This window comes from Cognatundibacterium jejuense, from assembly GCF_014284255.1.
Classification (GTDB): Bacteria; Pseudomonadota; Gammaproteobacteria; order Burkholderiales; family Burkholderiaceae_D; genus Undibacterium; species Undibacterium jejuense.
In genome coordinates this window covers 86,060-106,750 of the sequence record NZ_JACOFV010000006.1, presented here as the reverse complement: position 1 = coordinate 106,750, position 20,691 = coordinate 86,060, and the positions used below count along the sequence as shown (strand labels likewise).

Sequence of the window (20,691 nt, the reverse complement as noted above, 5' to 3'; positions counted from 1 at the left end):
CGATGTATATTTTTAAGACACTGCTACACAAACTAGAATTGATTAAAATTTAGGCATTCTTTCTTGTGAGTTTACTTATTTTTACTCCTGCTCCCGATGTTTCACGTGAAACATCGGGACTTATTTTTTGTAGATTTGCATTTTGAAAACTGCTGCAACGCAAAAACAAACTATAATCGTGCCTCTTAAGTCCTTGTTTGTCAGAAGCTAGCCATGTTTTATCCTAAAGAATTTGATGTGATTGTTGTCGGTGGTGGTCACGCCGGTACAGAAGCTGCCCTCGCCGCCGCGCGCATGGGGCAGTCCACGCTGTTGTTGACCCACAATATCGAGACCCTCGGTCAGATGTCTTGCAATCCATCTATTGGTGGCATTGGTAAGGGGCATTTGGTGAAAGAGGTTGATGCCATGGGTGGTGCAATGGCAATCGCCACAGATGAGGCAGGGATACAGTTTCGTATTCTGAACTCGTCAAAAGGCCCGGCAGTTCGAGCAACCAGAGCGCAGGCGGACCGCATTTTGTACAAGCAAGCGATCCGTAGCCGCCTGGAAAATCAACCCAATCTGTGGTTGTTCCAGCAGGCAGTAGATGACTTATTGGTCGAAGGCAATCGCGTCGTTGGCGCGGTAACTCAAGTCGGTATCCGATTCCGCGCACGTGCAGTTGTTTTGACGGCAGGGACTTTCCTTGACGGAAAAATCCACGTTGGCCTGAATAATTACTCCGCAGGTAGAGCAGGTGATCCGCCAGCGATATCGCTGTCTGCCCGTTTGAAAGAATTGGCTTTGCCTCAAGGACGCCTCAAAACTGGCACGCCGCCAAGGATTGACGGCCGTAGTATCGATTTCTCTGTCATGCAAGAGCAGCCTGGTGATCTCGATCCGGTGCCAGTGTTCTCGTACATGGGAAATACCGCGATGCATCCTAAGCAGGTTCCTTGCTGGATCACGCATACGAACGAAAAAACCCACGATATTATTCGTGCCGGTTTAGACCGTAGCCCGATGTATACCGGCGTGATTGAAGGTGTTGGGCCACGTTACTGCCCATCGATCGAAGATAAAATCCATCGCTTCGCGAGCAAAGAATCGCATCAGATCTTCCTTGAACCTGAAGGTCTGACGACCAGTGAGTTTTATCCCAACGGCATCTCCACCAGCCTGCCATTCGATGTGCAACTGGAATTAGTTCGCTCTATGCGCGGTATGGAAAATGCTTATATCCTGCGCCCAGGCTATGCGATTGAATATGATTACTTCGATCCTCGTGGTTTGAAATCATCCTTAGAAACCCGCCAGATCGAAGGCTTGTTCTTCGCCGGACAGATCAATGGCACTACCGGATACGAAGAAGCAGCAGCGCAAGGTATGTTGGCAGGCCTGAATGCCGCCTTGCAAACCCAGGGTAAAGATGTCTGGGTGCCACGCCGTGATGAGGCTTATCTCGGCGTATTGGTGGATGACCTGATTACCAAAGGCGTACAAGAACCTTACCGTATGTTCACCAGCCGTGCAGAATTCCGTCTGAGTTTGCGTGAAGATAATGCTGATATGCGGCTGACCGAAATCGGTCGCCAGCTTGGTTGTGTCAGCGATGCGCAATGGCAGATGTTTGAACAAAAGCGTGAAAGTGTTGCACGTGAAATGGAACGCCTGCGTTCTACCTGGGTTAATCCACGTATCCTCGGTGCTGAAGAAGCCGAGCGTGTGGTCGGTAAAGCACTCGAGCGTGAGTACTCATTGGCTGATTTATTGCGCCGTCCACAAGTGACTTACAACAGCCTGATGGGGTTGGTTGGTCTCGAAGGACAAGCTTTAGCTGGCCCTGGTGTTAATGACGAAGCAGTACGTGAACAGGTCGAAATTCAAGTTAAATATGCGGGCTATATTGACCGGCAAGCTAAAGAAGTTGAACGTCATGCACATTTCGAAAACCTCAAAATGCCTGCGACGTTTGACTATATGGAAGTCAACGGCTTATCTATCGAAGTGCGCCAAAAATTGAATAAACATCAGCCAGAAACTCTGGGGCAGTGTGGTCGTATCTCTGGCGTGACTCCGGCAGCCATTTCGTTGTTGCTGGTGCATTTGAAAAAACGCGGTTTTAAAGAATTTGCCGCCGCCCCGGATGTACTAGAAGAAACAATGCCCGCAGCAGGAGATGTTTGATGAGTATCAACGATACGAGTGCTTTGCGTAACATGCTCGCCGACGGTGTGCAAGAATTGGATCTAGCTTTAACAAGTGCGCAAATCGATAAGATGATTGCCTATTTGTTGCTGCTATCAAAATGGAACTCCGTTTATAATTTAACAGCAATTCGTGATCCTAAAGAGATGGTCAAGCAGCATTTGCTCGATTCTCTGTCGGCGGCACCGGCTTTTGTTAATGCAAAAAACGTACTGGATGTCGGTGCGGGCGGCGGTTTGCCTGGCATGATGTTGGCGATTACCTATCCGGATACTCGGGTTTCTATGATCGACACGGTCAGTAAAAAGACTGCCTTTCTGAGTCAGGCAAAAACCGAACTCGGTTTGACGAACGTGACTGTACACACTGGCCGCGTGGAAGCTTTGCAGGTAAAAGAGAAATTTGACGTGATTACTTCACGTGCCTTTTCTGAACTGTGTAACTTCATTAATTGGTCGGGACATTTGCTGGCTGATGGTGGCCAATTTATCGCCATGAAAGGTGTGGCACCAGCGCAGGAAATCGAGCGGCTACCTGAGGGCTGGCAAGTCACAGGCATGCAAGCTTTGTCGGTGCCGGGTTTACAAGCAGAGCGGCATCTTGTTTTTGTTAAAAAATCCCCAGTCTGAATCACCCACGGAAAACCTGTATGGCAAAAATCTTTTGTGTAGCAAATCAAAAAGGTGGCGTGGGCAAAACCACAACCACTGTCAATCTTGCCGCTGGACTGGCGAAATTGGACCAACGTGTTTTACTGGTCGATCTTGATCCTCAGGGCAACGCCACGATGGGCGCGGGGATTAACAAAGCAAAATTAACCTCTTCTGTGTATGAAGTATTGCTCGGTATTTCGGACGTAGCGACGGCTCGTTTGCGTTCCGAATCAGGCCGATTTGATGTATTGCCAGCCAATCGCGAACTGGCCGGTGCTGAAGTTGAAATGGTGGAGCTGGAGAATCGTGACAAGCGCTTGCGCGACGCTTTAGCGGCTGTCAGTGCTGATTATGACTTCATCCTGATTGACTGCCCACCTGCCTTGTCGATGTTGACCCTGAACGGTCTGTGTGCCGCCCACGGCGTGATTATTCCTATGCAGTGCGAATACTACGCGCTAGAAGGTTTGTCAGATCTGGCAAATACCATCAAAAAAGTCTCTGCAAATCTGAATCCGGATCTCAAAATTGTGGGTTTGTTGCGTGTCATGTTCGATCCGCGCATGACCTTGTCCCAGCAAGTCTCTGATCAGCTGGAACAGCATTTTGGCGACAAAGTCTTTAAAACTCTAATCCCACGCAATGTGAGGTTGGCTGAAGCGCCATCGTATGGCATTCCTGGCGTGGTTTTCGATCCCTCGTCCAAAGGTGCACAGGCTTACATTGCCTTCGGTGCAGAAATGGTCGAAAGAATTAAACAGTTGGAAAAATGAATATGGTCATAAAAAAACAAAAGGGTTTGGGACGTGGTCTCGACGCCTTACTTGGTGGTGCCGGCGATTTTGCGGATGCTGTACCCACAGTTAGTGGTGCGCCAACCAGCCTGTCAGTTCAGCATATGCAAGCTGGTAAATATCAGCCACGTACCCGTATGGATGAAGGTGCACTGGCAGAACTGGCCGCATCGATCAAAGCGCAAGGCTTGATGCAACCAATTCTGGTACGTCCTATCGGACAAAATAACGGCGTTACCCGGTATGAAATCATTGCCGGCGAACGTCGTTTCCGTGCCTCACAAATGGCTGGTCTGGAAGAAGTGCCAGTATTGGTGAAAGATGTAGACGACCAGGCCGCGGCAGCGATGGCTTTGATTGAGAATATTCAGCGTGAAGATCTCAATCCTTTGGAAGAAGCTCAGGGCATACATCGCTTGATTACCGATTTCTCATTTACCCATGAGCAAGCGGCAACGGCGGTGGGCCGTTCACGTAGTGCTGTGTCCAATTTGTTGCGTTTGATGAACCTGGCCAAGCCAGTACAAACCATGTTGATGGCAGGCGATATCGATATGGGGCATGCGCGTTCTTTGCTTGCTACCGATGCGGCAACCCAGATACAGTTGGCAAATCAGATTGTGGCAAAACGCATGTCGGTGCGTGAAGCAGAAAAGCTGGTGGCAAAAACCACGTCTGAAATGAATTCGCCAGGCAAGCCACGCGACAAAGCTGAGAAGTCGCGTGACATTACGCGACTCGAAGAAGAGTTATCCGATCTGCTGGCAACCCAGGTGACATTGAAAATGGGAAGCAAGGGCAGGGGGCAAATGCTGATCGACTTTGCCGATCTCGATTCTCTTGATGGCGTGATTTTAAAAATACGCGGTCAGTAAAAAATAACATGAAGCTGCAAACCAATTTGGTTTTGCAGCTTTTTTTTCGTCCCCGTTTTTGAATGGGTCATTTTTATTCTCATGGTGCGTTCCACGTGAAACTTCTTACTCTCCCAGGTTTATACAACTCCGGTCCCCAGCATTGGCAAAGCTTATGGGAAACCAGCTTGCCCAATATCGAACGGGTGCAACAAGAGAATTGGGATCAACCTGAACTCGATGTTTGGATGGCCAAATTATCCGCTCACATAGACGATTGTAAGGAAGACGTTATTTTGGTTGCTCATAGTTTGGGCTGTGCGTTGGCCGTACACTGGGTTGCGTCGCTCAAGACATCGGCGTTACACGTGAAACAAGTTAAAGGTCTGTTTTTGGTGGCAGTGCCAGATGTAGGACAAAATACGTTTCCAGCACCCAGCTTTAGTCCTATGCCAGAAAATCGCCTGCCGGTACCTAGTATTCTGATCGCTTCGGATAATGATCCTTGGTGCGATGTTGCGTTAAGCGGACATTGGGCACACTGCTGGGGAAGCGAATTTCATTCGCTAAGCGCGAAAGGCCACATCAACAGTGAATCGGGTCTCGGCAATTGGAAGCAAGGCCAGAGCTGGTTGAAGAAGTTGGTGCCAATAGGCTGAAGTTGCAAAAAAAATAGGCAGTGTCTCATTCTGGTGCACTGAAGGTATCGTTTGACGTTATTACGCACTACCACGTATAATTCCGTGGTTTTGATAGGCAAGGATTTACGCTGCCCGATAATATTTCGAGGCAAATGCGGTGAATTCGAGCAAGATCTATAAATTAAGTGAGGAAAGCATGGCGCGTATCGTACTGCTGCAAATGGTGGCAGCTCTGGTCGTCGCGCTAGTTGCTGGTGTATTTGGGACGATTTCTTTAGCATTTTCAGCCTTGTTAGGCGGACTGTGCTGTGCAATTCCAAACGCTTTTTTCGCGTTGCGCCTGACGATGAGCGCCCGAAAGCCTGGAGGAGCCAACCCGATGAGTTTTTTCATCGGTGAATTTATCAAGATTGGATTAACAATTGCCCTGATGGGTGCAGTTGTTACCTTGTACCACGATGTCAACTGGCCGGCTTTTTTGATCGCCTTCATCGTAGTACTGAAAAGTTATTTCATTTTACTCTTTAGACAACGACCATGAGCGCAACCGAGAACGCACCAACAGCGTCAGAATATATTGTCCATCACTTAGGACATTTATCGACACATCACCAAGATAAAATCGTTGATTTTTCCATCTTAAATTACGACACCATTATTTGGTCCGTGCTGTGCGGTATCGTCGGCAGCTTAGTGCTGTGGCTGGCTGCACGTAAGGCAACTTCCGGTGTGCCTGGTCGTTTCCAGGCAGCGGTCGAAATTCTGGTTGAAATGGTTGAAGAGCAATCTAAAGGCATCGTTCATGGTGACCGTTCGTTCATCGCTCCGATGGCGCTGACCGTATTTATCTGGGTTGCTTTAATGAACTCACTGGATTTCTTGCCAGTTGATATGTTCTCTGGTTTGTTCCGTTTATTAGTAAGCTTGGGTGTTGCTCCTGAGTCTTTGGCAGACATGCACCACCGTGTGGTACCAACGTCCGATCTGAACGGTACCATCGGTATCTCTTTAGGCGTATTGGCTTTGATGCTGTATTACAGCGTTAAAATCAAAGGTTTGGGTGGCTTCCTGCACGAATTGATCTCCGCACCATTCGGTATCAAAATGGCGCCATTCAACCTGATTCTGCAATTGATCGAATTCGCGGCAAAAACTGTATCCCTGGGTATGCGACTGTTCGGTAACATGTTTGCGGGCGAATTATTGTTCTTGTTGATCGCTTTGTTGGGTTCAATGGCAACAGTATTTGGTGTTGCAGGTCACCTGATTGCAGGTTCCATCTGGGCGATCTTCCATATTCTGATTGTGTTCTTACAAGCGTTTATTTTCATGATGTTGACACTGGTCTATATCGGTCAAGCGCACGAACATCACTAAGATTGCAGTAAGTAGTAAGTGTTGATTTAGTTTTAGTTTTTTGGTTTTAGTTTTAGCTTTTTATTATTTTTAACTTTTAAGGAAATGTCATGACTGATTTATCTTTTGTTGCTTTGGCTTGCGGTTTGATCATCGGTTTGGGCGCGATCGGTGCTTGTATCGGTATCGCTATCATGGGTGGTAAGTACCTGGAAGCATCTGCACGTCAACCAGAATTGATGAATACATTGCAAACTAAGATGTTCTTGTTGGCTGGTCTGATCGACGCTGCGTTCCTGATCGGTGTTGGTATCGCTATGTTGTTCGCGTTCGCAAACCCGTTCCACGCTTAATAGTCTTTCCTTTTCGTGCCGGAAGTCGCTGGCTTCTGGCTTGATCCATCTAGATAAGGAATTACCGTGAACCTTAACTCAACTTTGTTTGTTCAGTTTGGGGTTTTCTTCATCTTGGCATTGTTCACCATGAAGTTTGTGTGGCCGCCACTGATGAACGCGCTCGATGAGCGCGCTAAGAAAATCGCTGACGGACTGGCAGCTGCCGACCGTGGCCGCGCTGAAATGCAAGCTGCTGAAAAGCGTGTGCAAGCTGAATTGGCTGGTGCGCGTGATGAAGGCCAAAAACGTATCATTGACGCAGAAAAACGCGCGCAATTGATCATCGAAGAAGCCAAGAACACTGCATCCACTGAAGCTGCTCGCATCGTCGCTGCTGCTCAGGCTGACGCAGAAAATCAAGTTACTAAAGCACGCGAAGAATTGCGCGACCAGGTTGCTACATTAGCAGTCAAAGGCGCAGAACAAATTCTGAAACGTGAAATCAACGCATCCGCTCACGCAGATTTGTTGACTCAACTGAAAACCGAGCTGTAATCATGGCCGAACTCGCAACGATCGCTCGTCCTTACGCTGAAGCGCTATTCCGTGTTGCCCAAACCGGTAACCTGTCCGCCTGGTCGGAACTGGTCACTGAAATGGGTCATGTGGGTGCGAATTCCGATGTACAAGCTCTTGCACACAACCCAAAAGTCTCGGCTTCTCAAAAAGCTGAGATTTTCCTGTCTGCGCTCAAATCGCCAGTGACTACTGAAGCCAAAAACTTCGTAGCGACGCTCGCTGACTATGATCGCCTGACTTTGCTGCCTGAAATCGCTTTCCAATTTCACGCTCTGAAAAACGCCTTCGACGGCGCTGCAGATGCTGAAGTAACAAGTGCTTTTGAACTGTCTGCAGCCCAGTTAAGCGATCTGGCAGTGACATTGGAAAAGAAATTTGGCCGCAAACTGCATCCTACCGTGAAAGTAGATTCTGCTTTGATCGGTGGTGTGCGTATCGTGGTTGGTGATCAGGTGCTTGACACGTCGGTTCGCGCTAAGCTGCAAAAAATGCACGTAGCCCTGACCGCGTAAGAACGTAATAAATATTAGGAGTTAGTATGCAACTCAACCCATCTGAAATCAGCGAGTTGATCAAGAGCCGGATTCAAGGCCTTGGCGACACAGCTGAGATTCGTAATCAAGGTACGGTTATTTCCGTTACCGACGGTATCTGCCGCATCCACGGTCTGTCTGACGCGATGCAAGGTGAGATGCTGGAATTCCCAGGCAACACATTTGGTCTGGCATTGAACCTGGAACGTGATTCCGTTGGCGCCGTTATTCTCGGTGACTACGAACACATCTCCGAAGGCGACACAGTGAAATGTACTGGTCGTATTCTGGAAGTGCCTATCGGTCCTGAACTGCGCGGTCGTGTTGTTAACGCGCTGGGTCAGCCTATCGATGGCAAAGGTCCAATCAATGCTAAATTGACTGCACCAATCGAAAAAATCGCTCCAGGCGTTATTGCTCGTCAATCCGTTTCTGAACCACTGCAAACAGGTATCAAGTCTATCGACGCGATGGTACCAGTTGGCCGCGGTCAGCGTGAATTGATCATTGGCGATCGTCAAACTGGTAAAACAGCGGTAGCGATTGATGCGGTGATCAGCCAAAAAGGCCAAAACGTAACATGTATCTATGTTGCGATCGGTCAAAAGGCTTCTTCCGTTAAAAACGTTGTGCGCGCTCTCGAAGCCCACGGCGCCATGGAATACACCATCGTTGTTGCTGCAACTGCTGCTGAATCTGCAGCGATGCAATACGTATCCGCTTACTCCGGTTGCGCGATGGGCGAATACTTCCGTGACCGCGGTGAAGATGCACTGATCATCTATGATGATTTGTCTAAACAAGCTGTGGCTTACCGTCAGGTTTCCCTGTTGTTGCGCCGCCCACCAGGCCGCGAAGCTTACCCAGGTGACGTGTTCTACCTGCACTCCCGTTTGTTGGAACGTGCAGCGCGCGTGAACCCAGACTATGTTGAAGCATTCACCAAAGGTGAAGTTAAAGGTAAAACAGGTTCTCTGACAGCATTGCCTATCATTGAAACTCAAGCTGGTGACGTTTCCGCATTCGTTCCAACTAACGTAATTTCGATTACCGACGGTCAGATCTTCTTGGAAACTTCCCTGTTCAACGCCGGTATCCGTCCAGCGATTAACGCTGGTATCTCGGTTTCCCGTGTTGGTGGTGCAGCGCAGACTAAAGTTATCAAAAACTTGTCCGGTGGTATTCGTACTGACTTGGCGCAGTATCGTGAATTGGCAGCGTTTGCTCAGTTCGCATCTGACCTCGACGAAGCAACCCGCAAGCAGCTGGATCGTGGTGCCCGTGTTACTGAATTGCTGAAACAAGCTCAGTACGCACCATTGTCTATCTCTTTGATGGCTGTCACTTTGTTCTCCGTGAACAAAGGCTTCCTGGATGATGTACCTGTTAAGCAAGTATTGGCTTTTGAAGCTGGCGTACACAACTTCATGAAAACAAGCCATGCTGCTTTGTTGCAAAAGATCGAAGAAACCAAGCAACTGGACAAAGATGGCGAAGCTGCCATGGCTGCCGCAATTGCTGATTTCAAAAAATCCGGCGCCTATTAATTTACTGTAGCTAGAAGGAGTCAATACTCATGGCTGCAGGCAAAGAGATACGTGGCAAGATTAAAAGCGTAGAAAATACGAAGAAAATCACGAAAGCGATGGAAATGGTCGCTGCGTCCAAAATGCGTAAAGCGCAAGACCGGATGCGTGCGGCTCGTCCGTACAGTGAAAAGATTCGTAACATCGCTGCTAACTTGTCGCAAGCCAACCCAGAGTACACGCATCCTTTCATGGTTCAACAAGATCACTCCAAGAAGGTCGGAGTGATCGTTGTGACGACAGATAAAGGGTTGTGCGGTGGCTTGAACACCAACGTGTTACGTTTGGTCACCAACAAATTGCGTGAACTCGAAGGTAAGGGTTCAAAAGTAGAAGCGGTCGCAATTGGTAATAAAGGTTTAGGCTTCCTGAATCGTATTGGCGCAGAGGTGGTTTCCCATGCAGTGCAATTGGGCGACGCTCCGCACCTCGATAAATTGATTGGCCCAGTCAAAGTTTTGCTGGATGCCTATCAGGAAGGCAAACTCGACGCGGTTTACTTGAGTTATACCAAGTTTATTAACACCATGAAGCAAGAACCGGTGATGGAGCAATTATTGCCTCTGACAGCGGATCGCCTGGCGGTAGATAAGTCTTCCCATTCCTGGGATTACATCTATGAACCAGATGCAAATACGGTGATTGATGAATTGCTGATCCGTTATGTAGAAGCGCTGATTTTCCAAGCAGTGGCTGAAAACATGGCGTCTGAACAGTCGGCCCGTATGGTGGCGATGAAATCAGCAAGTGATAACGCAGGTAACGTCATTGGTGAGTTGAAACTGGTTTATAACAAAACCCGTCAAGCTGCCATTACCAAAGAGCTCTCCGAGATCGTCGCCGGCGCGGCAGCGGTCTAAACTGTATAAATATTTATTGAAGGAACGAACATGGCTAATGGCAAAATCGTTCAGTGTATCGGCGCTGTGGTGGACGTTGAATTCCCACGTGACGCGATGCCTAAGATTTACGATGCCTTGAAAATGGAAGGCTCCGAGTTGACTTTGGAAGTTCAGCAGCAATTGGGCGACGGCATTGTCCGTACCATTGCTCTGGGTACTTCTGACGGTCTGCGTCGTGGCATGATTATCAGCAACACAGGTCATCCAATCATGGTACCAACCGGCAAAGCAACGCTGGGTCGTATTATGGACGTTTTGGGTAACCCTATCGATGAATGCGGTCCTGTCAGCCACGAGCAGACAGCATCGATTCACCGTAAAGCGCCTGCTTACGACGAACTGTCACCATCCCAGGAATTGCTGGAAACCGGTATCAAAGTGATTGATCTGGTTTGCCCATTCGCTAAGGGTGGTAAAGTTGGTCTGTTCGGTGGTGCTGGTGTTGGTAAAACCGTTAACATGATGGAACTGATCAACAACATCGCTAAAGCACACAGCGGCTTGTCCGTGTTTGCTGGTGTTGGTGAACGTACTCGTGAAGGTAATGACTTCTATCACGAAATGGCTGACGCAAAAGTGGTTGATCTGGAAAACCCAGAAAACTCCAAAGTTGCGATGGTGTACGGTCAGATGAATGAACCACCAGGTAACCGTCTGCGCGTTGCTTTGACTGGTTTGACTATTGCTGAAGGTTTCCGCGACGAAGGTAAAGACGTTCTGTTCTTTGTGGATAACATCTACCGTTATACACTGGCCGGTACTGAAGTTTCCGCGTTGCTGGGTCGTATGCCTTCCGCTGTGGGTTACCAACCGACACTGGCTGAAGAAATGGGCCGTCTGCAAGAGCGTATTACATCCACAAAAACTGGTTCGATCACATCGATCCAAGCCGTGTATGTTCCAGCCGATGACTTGACCGATCCATCTCCAGCAACAACGTTTGCTCACTTGGATTCGACAGTTGTTCTGTCCCGTGACATCGCTTCTCTGGGTATCTACCCAGCGGTTGATCCACTGGATTCGACATCCCGTCAGTTGGATCCACAAGTTGTGGGTCAAGAGCACTATGAAACAGCACGCGCTGTTCAAGGTACTCTGCAACGCTACAAAGAATTGCGCGACATTATCGCGATTCTGGGTATGGACGAATTGGCTCCTGAAGACAAATTGCTGGTTGCACGTGCACGTAAGATGCAACGTTTCTTGTCTCAGCCTTTCCACGTTGCTGAAGTATTTACCGGTTCTCCAGGTAAATACGTTTCGCTGAAAGACACGATCAAGGGCTTCAAAATGATCGCTTCCGGCGAACTCGATCACTTGCCAGAACAAGCGTTCTACATGGTAGGTACTATCGACGAAGCAATCGAAAAAGCGAAAAAACTGGCTGCTTAATTCTTAAGCACTAGCGCTGCGGCGGCAACGTCGCAGCAAGAGCTTTTTCAAGCGAACAAAAAGGGTCCAACATGGCACACACTATTCACGTTGACGTAGTTTCAGCAGAAGAATTGATTTTTTCTGGTGAAGCTGAATTCGTCGCGTTGCCGGGTGAGGCTGGTGAATTGGGTATCTATCCAAAACATACTCCACTGATAACCCGTATCAAACCGGGTGCGGTGCGCATCAAAGTGGCTGGTCAGTCTGAAGACGTATTCGTTTTCGTTGCTGGCGGTTTGCTGGAAGTGCAACCAGACGGAGTGACTGTTTTGGCTGATACCGCGATTCGTGGCCACGACCTGGACGAAGCTAAAGCGACTGAAGCTAAGAAATTGGCTGAACAAGCTTTGGTTAATCGCGATTCCACCATCGACTATGCGCAAGCGCAGGCTGAATTGGCAACCGCGATCGCCCAATTGGCAGCGATTAACAAATTGCGTCAAAAGCGTTAATTCGTTGTCGTCATTGACGCGACGAAAGCAGTACAATAAAAAGGCAGCTCCGGCTGTCTTTTTGTTTTATGAGGGTGATTAATGCACGCATCAGCCATTTTTGACCAACCTATGGCAGACATAGCGGACTTGCTTCGAAAAAGTAAAACTATCGCCGTGGTCGGTTTGTCGCCCAAAATACACCGTGCCAGTTATTCCGTCGCGGCCGATATGCAAGCGCACGGCTACCGCATTATTCCCATCAACCCACGCGAAGCAGGAAAAATGATTTTGTCGGAACGCTGTTATGCCGATCTGGCAGAAGCACAACAGCACCACCATATCGACATCGTTGATTGTTTCCGCAGCGCAGACGACATTCCACCGATTGCCCAAGCTGCGATACAGATCGGCGCGCGCTGTCTGTGGATGCAGTCCGGTATAGTGAATATTGACGCTGCCCGATCAGCGCATGAGGCTGGGTTAATCGTTGTTATGGATCGCTGTCTGAAAATAGAACACCAGCGGCTTCTTGTGAATATAAACACCTACACCGAAAGTCAATAAACCATGAGCGTCGCTGAACTATTTCATGTCCCAGCCAAATTCGAACTAAAAGATGCTGATGCCTCCCGTAAGCTAATCGGTTCGTCTACTGGTCAGAAATCGGAAGATAAACAAGCTGACAAATTACAAACCACTGCGCTGGCTGAACAAATTTCCGGGCTGCAAGAGGTCTTTGCCGCCAATCACGATCACAAGCTTCTCGTCATTTTGCAAGGCATGGACACGTCGGGAAAAGACGGAACTGTGAAAAGCGTCTTTGGTCAACTCCATCCCTTGGGTGCCCGTACCGTGGCGTTTAAAGCGCCGAGCCAAGCTGAAAAAGACCGTGACTTTTTATGGCGTGTTCACAAAGAAGTGCCAGGTAAAGGCGAAATTGTGATTTTTAATCGCAGCCATTATGAAGATGTACTGATCAGCAAAGTGCATGGCTGGATTGACGACACTGAATGCGAACGTCGTTATGTGCATATCCGTGACTTCGAACGCATGTTGGTCGAAACGGGAACCATCGTTTTGAAATTTTTCCTCCACATCTCCAATGCTGAACAAAAACAGCGTCTTGAGGAACGTTTAGCCGATCCGGATAAACATTGGAAATTTGATATGCAAGATCTGGCTGAACGTGTGCATTGGGAAGCTTACCAACGCGCATATGAAAGAGCCTTAACGGCGACGGATACCCGGGAAGCACCCTGGTACGTGGTGCCGTCTGATTCTAAGACCCAAAGAAATCTTGTCATCGCCAGTATTGTTGACGAACGACTTGCAAGTCTTAACCTCAAGTATCCACCCGGCAATCTCGAATATAGCAAACTGATTGTTGAATAACGAAAATAAGCGTGCTTTTTGCTAACATTCAACCCGATTGCAGGTCTCTCGATTTGGGGAGGTCTGCAACCAGAAACATCGCTGACAAAAAATGGGCGAAGAAGCTAATTCAATCGATGCATGTTATCTAAAGATAGCGAAACTCATTGCTCAAGCTTGAAGTGGTATTGGCCATACATTTGCATTATAAATAACGTAAACCACCAATTGAAATCATTACTTATGCACAAACTGTCAAGTACATTATTTTTATAAAAATAAGCACCTTTCTGATTATGAATATTTATATATAATAAAATCAATGACTTAGGAAGTTAACTTGTCATACGTAATTAAAAAATCGAGGTAAACCTCAAATAAAGAAAATCTATCCACAAAGTTATCCACAGTTATTCAAAAGAAATTCACAGCCTTAAACGCAACTTGCGCAAGATCAGATGCTGATCCCTGCGGCTTAAGCGATAATGTCGACTAATCCGAAATTTGCGATGATATTTATTCATTGCTGTGAACCTTAGTTTTTTGAAAGCCCCCATGAGCCACCAATTTTCGCCACTGAAAAACGATACCTTTCTTAAAGCTTTAATGCGTGAAGAAACCGACTACACCCCATTGTGGCTCATGCGCCAGGCCGGACGTTATCTGCCAGAGTATCGTGCGACCCGTAAAGGGGCCGGATCGTTTATGAGTCTGGCGAAAAATCCGCAGTTCGCGACGGAAGTCACTTTGCAACCTATTGATCGTTATGCATTAGATGCAGCGATTTTGTTTTCCGATATTCTGACCGTGCCAGACGCTATGGGCTTGGGTTTATATTTTGAAGAAGGCGAAGGGCCAAAATTTGAACGTCCATTAAAAGACGAAAAAGACATTTTGGCTTTAAAAGTTCCGGAAGAAGGCAGTCTGCAGTATGTGTTTGATGCTGTGACGCAAATCCGCACTGCGCTTGATGGTCGCGTACCGTTGATTGGCTTCTCAGGCAGCCCTTGGACGCTGGCATGCTACATGGTCGAAGGCCAGGGCTCGAAAGAGTTCCATAAGGTCAAGACCATGCTGTACAAGCGTCCAGATTTGATGCATCACATTTTGCGTGTGAATGCGGATGCCGTCGCTAGTTATCTGAATTCACAAATTGATGCCGGAGCACAGGCAGTGATGATTTTTGATAGTTGGGGCGGCGCATTGGCGGATGCTGCGTATCAGGAATTTTCTTTATCCTATATGCAAGACATCGTTTCTAAGCTGCAAAAGGAAAAAGACGGCAAACGCATTCCCGCCATCGTCTTCACCAAAGGTGGCGGCCTATGGTTGGAGAAGATTGCTGCCATCGGTGCTGACGCAGTAGGATTGGATTGGACAGTCAATCTGGGACAAGCACGTTCCCGCGTAGGTGACAAGGTTGCCTTGCAAGGAAATCTAGATCCAGCGATCTTGTTTGCTGACCCGGAGCAAATCCGCCAGCAGGTGATACAAACCCTGGATGCCTATGGGACGCCGACCGCAGGTCATGGCCATGTGTTCAATCTGGGACATGGAATCTCCCAGTTTACGCCGCCAGAATCCGTTAGTGTTCTGGTTGATACCGTGCACGAATATAGCCGTCAGCAGCGTAATAAGTGATCAGACTTGCCCTATAAAGTTGCATGACATAATTTGAAATGCACAGATTAGGGTAATCTGCTGCCCGTCATATAATCAAAGAACCGGATAAAAGTATTAAAATTTGAATATCGTTGGTGCTGGCAAAACGACAATGACTGATTTGCCGCGCCAACGCGTCATGTTGCTATGCACAACCTCGTATTTATGCGCCTTCCCAACCGAAAAGCTGTGGAAAACCAAGTGGATAATAGCTAATAACTTTTATATTTCTTTCACTGATTTTACTTACTTATGCACAAATTCAGGGCGTTGTAAAAAAGCTTTAAAAATATTTTTTTTTATTCGACGAATATTTGTAAGTCATTGATTTTAAAAGACATTAAAATTTTGATGTAGAACCACTTCTAGCCCAAGACCCGCATAAACACTAACAAAAACCAATGTCAATAGATCTTTCTCCACAAAGTTATCCACAGAAGTTGTGGACAACTCAAAAAGGCCTTATAAAATCAATGTTTACGCTTGTTTATTGCCAAAAAACTAGGCCGTGAAAGCTATTTTTCTTCGTGTCGCGCTCGACACTCCTCTTGACACACTGTTTGATTACCGTTGCGTGCTTTCGACCGCGACTGACAAGGCAAGCATTCCCTATATCGGGCAATTACTTGTCGTTCCATTTGGACGTCAAGAATTGGTTGGTGTCATTGTTGATATTCGTGAGAGCACCGACGTCCCAGAAAATAAGATCAAAGACGTTATCACCGTCCGGACGGAGCTAACACCCTTGTTGCCGGATTGGATGGCATTAGTGCAATTTGCCGCCGATTACTATCAAAGGCCTTTGGGCGAGGTGGCATTGCCAGCGTTGCCAAAGAACCTAAAGGCAATTAAACCGGTTTCTCTCCAGCGAAATTTAAAAAAATTAGCCAAATTAAGCGCTCCGAATGATACTCAGCCGACCGCAGAACCAGATTTGAACGCTGAACAACAAGCTGCAGTCGATCAAATTACGGGTGCACCCGGCTTCGCTGCCAATTTGCTATTTGGTGTGACTGGGAGCGGAAAAACCGAAGTTTACTTACAAGCGGCAACCAAAGTACTAGCACGTGATGAGCAAAGTCAGATCCTCATTTTAGTGCCTGAAATCAATTTGACGCCACAGTTTGAGTCACACATCAGAGCCCGGTTCCCGGGTGTGATGTTATCGACCTTACATAGCGGCATGGCGGAAGGCGAACGATTATTGCACTGGCTCGCCGCTCATCAGGGGCAGGCACGCATTATCTTGGGCACGCGTCTGGCGATGCTGGCATCAATCCCGCATCTGAAACTTATTATTGTTGATGAAGAGCATGACCCTTCTTACAAGCAACAGGAGGGGTTGCGCTATTCCGCGCGCGATCTGGCGATCTGGCGTGCGCGTCAGTTGAATATTCCTGTCGTATTGGGTTCGGCTACACCGTCCTTGGAAAGCTGGCAGGGAGCCCAAAGCGGTCGTTATCACCAATTAAATCTGCGTGAACGGGCAGTCAAGAATGCTGTTTTACCAGTTGTAAAAATCATTAATCTGGAGCGCGAAAAACCCAGCGATGGTTTGACCCCACGTTTGATTTCCTCAATAAAACTACGTCTCGAGAAGGGTGAGCAATCACTTCTATTTTTGAACCGGCGTGGATACGCCCCTGTTCTCGCTTGTGATGCTTGCGGCTGGATCAGCCAATGTACCCGATGTACAGCTAACTTAGTCTTACACAAAGGCGATCATCGTTTGCGTTGTCATCACTGTGGATTGGAACAACGTATCCCGCGTTCATGCCCGACTTGTGGCAATATTGATCTGCAACCTTTAGGTCGTGGTACGCAAAGAATGGAAGAAAGTCTGGCTGCAATCTTTCCTGACGCTAAGGTATTTCGGATTGATGCCGATTCAACTCGACTCAAAGGAAGCGCTGCCGCCGCGTTTGAACGTGTACACGATGGTGATGTGGATATCCTGATCGGCACCCAGATGGTTGCCAAAGGACATGATTTTAAACGCCTGACGCTGGTTGCCGCGTTGAACCCTGACGCCGCTTTGTTCTCGCAAGACTACCGCGCCAGCGAACGTTTGTTTGCCCAATTGATGCAGGTGTCCGGACGTGCCGGGCGGACGGCACAAAAAGAGGGCGGTAACATGTCTGAAGTATTGGTACAAACCCGTTACCCGGATCATCCTTTGTATCATGCTTTGATGGCGCACAACTACGAAGACTTTGCAAAAGATCTTTTGCTAGAACGACAACAAGCACAATTACCACCATTTATGTACCAGGCTTTGCTCCGCGCAGAGGCAAAAGAATTGCAACAAGCATTGGAATTTTTGCAACAAGCAGCCGCATGCCAGACCCACATAGGGATTACCATCAATGACCCTATTCCGATGACCATGACGCGCATCGCCAATGTTGATCGCGCGCAATTATTGGTTGAATCGGCTTCAAGACCAGCGCTGCAAGCGTTTGTGAAAGAATGGATCGTAACCCTCCGATCGTTAAAAAGTCGGGTCAAATGGTCGGTGGAGATTGATCCTGTTGACATCTAGCAGTGCTCATCTTGTGACAAATGTCATTGTTGATTGGTGATCATCTGCACTGACTTTTTCGAACTGCAGATTGCATACTGAGTGCCAGTTAAACATCAATCAACCAGTTTGCGAGGATCATCATGGAACAAGCTTTCGTGCAACCCGTCTCAGCCCAAGCCAGTCAACGCCGCCCGATAGGAGCAATGATTTTTGCCGTCTTTGGCAGTCTGTGGCTACTTTCTTGGAATTATTATTCAGGCAGCCATCAAACGCTATTTAACGTACTGATCGTAGCATGTGGTATCGCAATCATTGCTTGGGCGGTCAGCATCGACAAGAGAGTCAGATCCACGCTTACCGGTATCCAGAATGACCAGGATAGTCGGTTGACCAATAAAGCCTATCATTTGATCAATGCTGCACAATGGTTGGCGATATTTATCGGCATTAACCTACTCAATAAATTTGGTCTCGCCACATGGAATCTTCCTTTGATTGTATTGATCGTTGGCTTACATTTTTTCCCATTAGCTCGTCTGTTCCATCAGCCTAAACATTACCTGACGGGGGCTTACTTTGTATTGTTGGCGGTGCTTTTTCCACTTTGCTCAGCGAATGGGCCAAGTGACGTGAATATCTGCCTTGGTGCAGGCATTGGTCTGTGGATCAGTGCGCTATGGAATTTGTTTGAAATTCGTCAGACGCAGACAATGAAGGATTTACCTCATACATCAGTTATCTAGCTATAAAGAATTGTGGGAGAATCAGGCATCTGCCAAATTCTCCCTATTCCAAAACCAATTTATGTCTAGCAAACCTTCTTCGTCCTATCAGCCTCCCGCGAATCAACGTGAACTCGTGCTCGCATGGCTGCGCCGCGCACGCGAATCGCAGATGGCACACTACGAAATGGCGAATTTGCTTTCGACCCGCGGGCGTTGGCTTGGCGTACCAGTGATTTTAATCACGACCGTGATCGGTACCTCGGTTTTTGCCTCATTAAGCTCGGTAGAAATTAGCTCTGGCGCGAAAATTGTCGTCGGAACCCTGAGTGCCATTGCCGCTGTATTATCGAGTTTGCAGACTTTTTTTAAATATTCTGAACGATCGGAAAAGCATAGAGCAACCGCTGCTCGTTACGGCGCCATCCGTCGCAAATTGGAAATTCTGTACGCAGAACATACCGAGACTGCCGAGAAACATTATCTCGATACTTTACGTGAAGAGTTAGACCGTATTTCTGACGAATCGCCGCATGTCCCGGTCTCGGTGTTTGAACGTATCCAAAAAAATATCTTCTATACGGGTGAAGCGCAGACAGTGCGTCAGTCATAGGCAAATAGCAACCGATCTTTGCCAACGAGCGCTTCACTACGCACGCATCCGATTACCGAAGTGATGGTGTACCGATGAGGCAGAAGAACACGATCAGCAACGCGTCATCAATTAATCGATAATACGCATCTTAAACTGACGTCCTTTGATATTCGTGCGGCTAAGTTTATCCACAGTGTTGCGCGCGACGTGACGATCAATCGCCACGTAGGTAGAGAATTCAGACACGTTGATTTTGCCGACTTGTTCCTTTTTCAGACCAATGTCGGCGGTTAATGCGCCAAGCAAATCACCAGGACGTAATTTATCTTTTTTTCCGCCAAAGATACAAACGGTCGTCATCGGTGCTTGTAACGTTTGATCTGGTGCGGCTTCCAGCGCATTGATGTCGGCCCAAGTGACGGCTTCCCCCTGATATTCTGCGATCAGCTTCACCCACTTTTTTTCATTTGGGGTTGCCAGACTCAGTGCCAGACCTTTTTCACCAGCGCGGCCAGTACGACCGATGCGGTGAATGTGTACTTCAGTATCTTTCGACACGTCAACGTTGATGACCGCTCCCAAAGTTTGAATATCGAGCCCGCGGGCCGCCACGTCCGTTGCTACTAATACTGAACAACTTTGATTGGCAAAACGGATCAATACTTCATCGCGGTCCCGTTGCTCCAGATCGCCATGCAAGGCCAGGGCGCTGATACCTTGAGCTTGCAACTCTTCAGTCAATTCGCGGCAGTGAATTTTGGTATTGCAAAAGGCAATGGTAGAAATCGGTTGATAGTGGTGTAACAAACGCGCGACGGCTTCATTGCGCTCTTCTGGTGTGACCAGATAAAACAACTGCTCAATGTGATTCGCAGCGTGTTGTGACTCGACTTTGATTTCAACCGGATCGCGTAGCAATTGTTCGCTGGCTTTGCGAATATTGTCGGGATAGGTCGCAGAAAACAATAAGGTTTGACGGCGCGGGGAACACGCTTCAACGATCGTGTAGATATCATCATAAAAGCCCATATCGACCATGCGGTCGGCTTCGTCCAGTACCAAGGTTTGTACGCTGTTGAGCTTGATCGTGCCGCGGCTGATGTGATCAATCAGACGACCGGGCGTGCCTACAACAATGTGTGCACCATGCTCCAGCGAAGCGATTTGCGGGCGCATAGCGGTGCCACCGCACAAGGTCAGAATTTTGACATTCTCGATGGCGCGGGCGAGACGGCGTAATTCATTTGCCACCTGATCAGCGAGCTCGCGGGTCGGGCAAATAACCAGACCTTGCACAGCAAAATACGTCGGGTTGAGTTTGGCCAATATCCCGAGTCCAAAAGCGGCCGTTTTTCCGCTACCGGTTTTGGCTTGCGCAATCAGATCACGTTGTTGCAACACGATAGGCAAACTCTCTGCCTGGATGGCGGTCATCGTTTGATAACCCAAACTCTCCAGATTAGCGAGGATGGCAGGAGACAAGGGGAGCGAATTAAAGGCAGTGGAGTCGGACATGGAGCTCATTT

General features: G+C 47.9%; 21 protein-coding genes. 20 read left to right on the top strand and 1 reads right to left on the bottom strand.

Going from position 1 to position 20,691, the window contains the following annotated elements:
- Positions 1 to 213: 213 nt before the first annotated feature.
- The 20 genes from mnmG (at position 214) to H8K32_RS08090 (ending at position 19,183) form a co-directional block, all read left to right on the top strand.
- Positions 214 to 2,169: a tRNA uridine-5-carboxymethylaminomethyl(34) synthesis enzyme MnmG gene (gene mnmG / locus H8K32_RS08185; RefSeq protein WP_186911989.1), complete on the top strand. Its 1,956-nt coding sequence runs from the start codon at positions 214 to 216 to the stop codon at positions 2,167 to 2,169.
- Positions 2,169 to 2,819: a 16S rRNA (guanine(527)-N(7))-methyltransferase RsmG gene (rsmG, locus tag H8K32_RS08180; RefSeq protein WP_186911988.1), complete on the top strand. Its 651-nt coding sequence runs from the start codon at positions 2,169 to 2,171 to the stop codon at positions 2,817 to 2,819. The genes mnmG and rsmG overlap by 1 nt, the downstream gene beginning before the upstream one ends.
- Positions 2,820 to 2,839: 20 nt before the next feature.
- Positions 2,840 to 3,616, top strand: a complete 777-nt coding sequence (locus tag H8K32_RS08175; protein WP_186911987.1) for a ParA family protein — start codon at positions 2,840 to 2,842, stop codon at positions 3,614 to 3,616.
- A gap of 2 nt (positions 3,617 to 3,618) precedes the next feature.
- On the top strand, positions 3,619 to 4,512 hold the full coding sequence (locus tag H8K32_RS08170; RefSeq protein WP_186911986.1) for a ParB/RepB/Spo0J family partition protein: 894 nt from the start codon (positions 3,619 to 3,621) through the stop codon (positions 4,510 to 4,512).
- A 95-nt stretch (positions 4,513 to 4,607) separates the two neighbouring features.
- On the top strand, positions 4,608 to 5,150 hold the full coding sequence (locus H8K32_RS08165; RefSeq protein WP_343067947.1) for an RBBP9/YdeN family alpha/beta hydrolase: 543 nt from the start codon (positions 4,608 to 4,610) through the stop codon (positions 5,148 to 5,150).
- 178 nt (positions 5,151 to 5,328) lie between these two features.
- Entirely contained in the window at positions 5,329 to 5,673 is a 345-nt protein-coding gene (locus H8K32_RS08160) for an ATP synthase subunit I (RefSeq protein ID WP_186911984.1), read from the top strand.
- A complete protein-coding gene (gene atpB / locus H8K32_RS08155) occupies positions 5,670 to 6,509 on the top strand; it encodes a F0F1 ATP synthase subunit A (RefSeq protein WP_186911983.1) in 840 nt (279 codons plus the stop codon). Before H8K32_RS08160 ends, atpB begins: the two co-directional genes overlap by 4 nt.
- Positions 6,510 to 6,598: 89 nt before the next feature.
- Positions 6,599 to 6,841 carry a F0F1 ATP synthase subunit C gene (gene atpE, locus H8K32_RS08150; protein ID WP_186911982.1) on the top strand — a complete coding sequence of 81 codons (243 nt, stop codon included), beginning with the start codon at positions 6,599 to 6,601 and terminating at the stop codon, positions 6,839 to 6,841.
- 66 nt (positions 6,842 to 6,907) lie between these two features.
- A complete protein-coding gene (locus tag H8K32_RS08145) occupies positions 6,908 to 7,378 on the top strand; it encodes a F0F1 ATP synthase subunit B (RefSeq protein ID WP_186911981.1) in 471 nt (156 codons plus the stop codon).
- 2 nt (positions 7,379 to 7,380) lie between these two features.
- On the top strand, positions 7,381 to 7,914 hold the full coding sequence (locus H8K32_RS08140; protein WP_186911980.1) for a F0F1 ATP synthase subunit delta: 534 nt from the start codon (positions 7,381 to 7,383) through the stop codon (positions 7,912 to 7,914).
- Between the two features lie 26 nt (positions 7,915 to 7,940).
- Entirely contained in the window at positions 7,941 to 9,482 is a 1,542-nt protein-coding gene (atpA, locus tag H8K32_RS08135; protein ID WP_186911979.1) for a F0F1 ATP synthase subunit alpha, read from the top strand.
- Between the two features lie 29 nt (positions 9,483 to 9,511).
- Positions 9,512 to 10,381: a F0F1 ATP synthase subunit gamma gene (gene atpG, locus H8K32_RS08130; protein ID WP_186911978.1), complete on the top strand. Its 870-nt coding sequence runs from the start codon at positions 9,512 to 9,514 to the stop codon at positions 10,379 to 10,381.
- Between the two features lie 30 nt (positions 10,382 to 10,411).
- Positions 10,412 to 11,815 carry a F0F1 ATP synthase subunit beta gene (atpD, locus tag H8K32_RS08125; protein WP_186911977.1) on the top strand — a complete coding sequence of 468 codons (1,404 nt, stop codon included), beginning with the start codon at positions 10,412 to 10,414 and terminating at the stop codon, positions 11,813 to 11,815.
- 71 nt (positions 11,816 to 11,886) lie between these two features.
- Positions 11,887 to 12,309, top strand: coding sequence for a F0F1 ATP synthase subunit epsilon (locus H8K32_RS08120; RefSeq protein WP_186911976.1), 423 nt, complete (start codon positions 11,887 to 11,889; stop codon positions 12,307 to 12,309).
- Positions 12,310 to 12,420: 111 nt separating this feature from the next.
- Positions 12,421 to 12,855 carry a CoA-binding protein gene (locus tag H8K32_RS08115; protein WP_186912095.1) on the top strand — a complete coding sequence of 145 codons (435 nt, stop codon included), beginning with the start codon at positions 12,421 to 12,423 and terminating at the stop codon, positions 12,853 to 12,855.
- A gap of 3 nt (positions 12,856 to 12,858) precedes the next feature.
- Positions 12,859 to 13,683: a PPK2 family polyphosphate kinase gene (locus H8K32_RS08110; RefSeq protein WP_186911975.1), complete on the top strand. Its 825-nt coding sequence runs from the start codon at positions 12,859 to 12,861 to the stop codon at positions 13,681 to 13,683.
- Between the two features lie 534 nt (positions 13,684 to 14,217).
- Complete coding sequence (gene hemE, locus H8K32_RS08105; RefSeq protein ID WP_186911974.1) at positions 14,218 to 15,303, top strand: uroporphyrinogen decarboxylase; 1,086 nt, start codon at positions 14,218 to 14,220, stop codon at positions 15,301 to 15,303.
- A gap of 529 nt (positions 15,304 to 15,832) precedes the next feature.
- Positions 15,833 to 17,866: a primosomal protein N' gene (locus tag H8K32_RS08100; protein WP_186911973.1), complete on the top strand. Its 2,034-nt coding sequence runs from the start codon at positions 15,833 to 15,835 to the stop codon at positions 17,864 to 17,866.
- 122 nt (positions 17,867 to 17,988) lie between these two features.
- Complete coding sequence (locus H8K32_RS08095; RefSeq protein WP_186911972.1) at positions 17,989 to 18,591, top strand: hypothetical protein; 603 nt, start codon at positions 17,989 to 17,991, stop codon at positions 18,589 to 18,591.
- A 61-nt stretch (positions 18,592 to 18,652) separates the two neighbouring features.
- On the top strand, positions 18,653 to 19,183 hold the full coding sequence (locus tag H8K32_RS08090; protein ID WP_186911971.1) for an SLATT domain-containing protein: 531 nt from the start codon (positions 18,653 to 18,655) through the stop codon (positions 19,181 to 19,183).
- 111 nt (positions 19,184 to 19,294) lie between these two features.
- Here the strand turns inward: H8K32_RS08090 and dbpA are convergent, their stop codons facing one another.
- Complete coding sequence (gene dbpA / locus H8K32_RS08085; RefSeq protein ID WP_186912094.1) at positions 19,295 to 20,689, bottom strand: ATP-dependent RNA helicase DbpA; 1,395 nt, start codon at positions 20,687 to 20,689, stop codon at positions 19,295 to 19,297.
- Between the last annotated feature and the right edge of the window lie 2 nt (positions 20,690 to 20,691).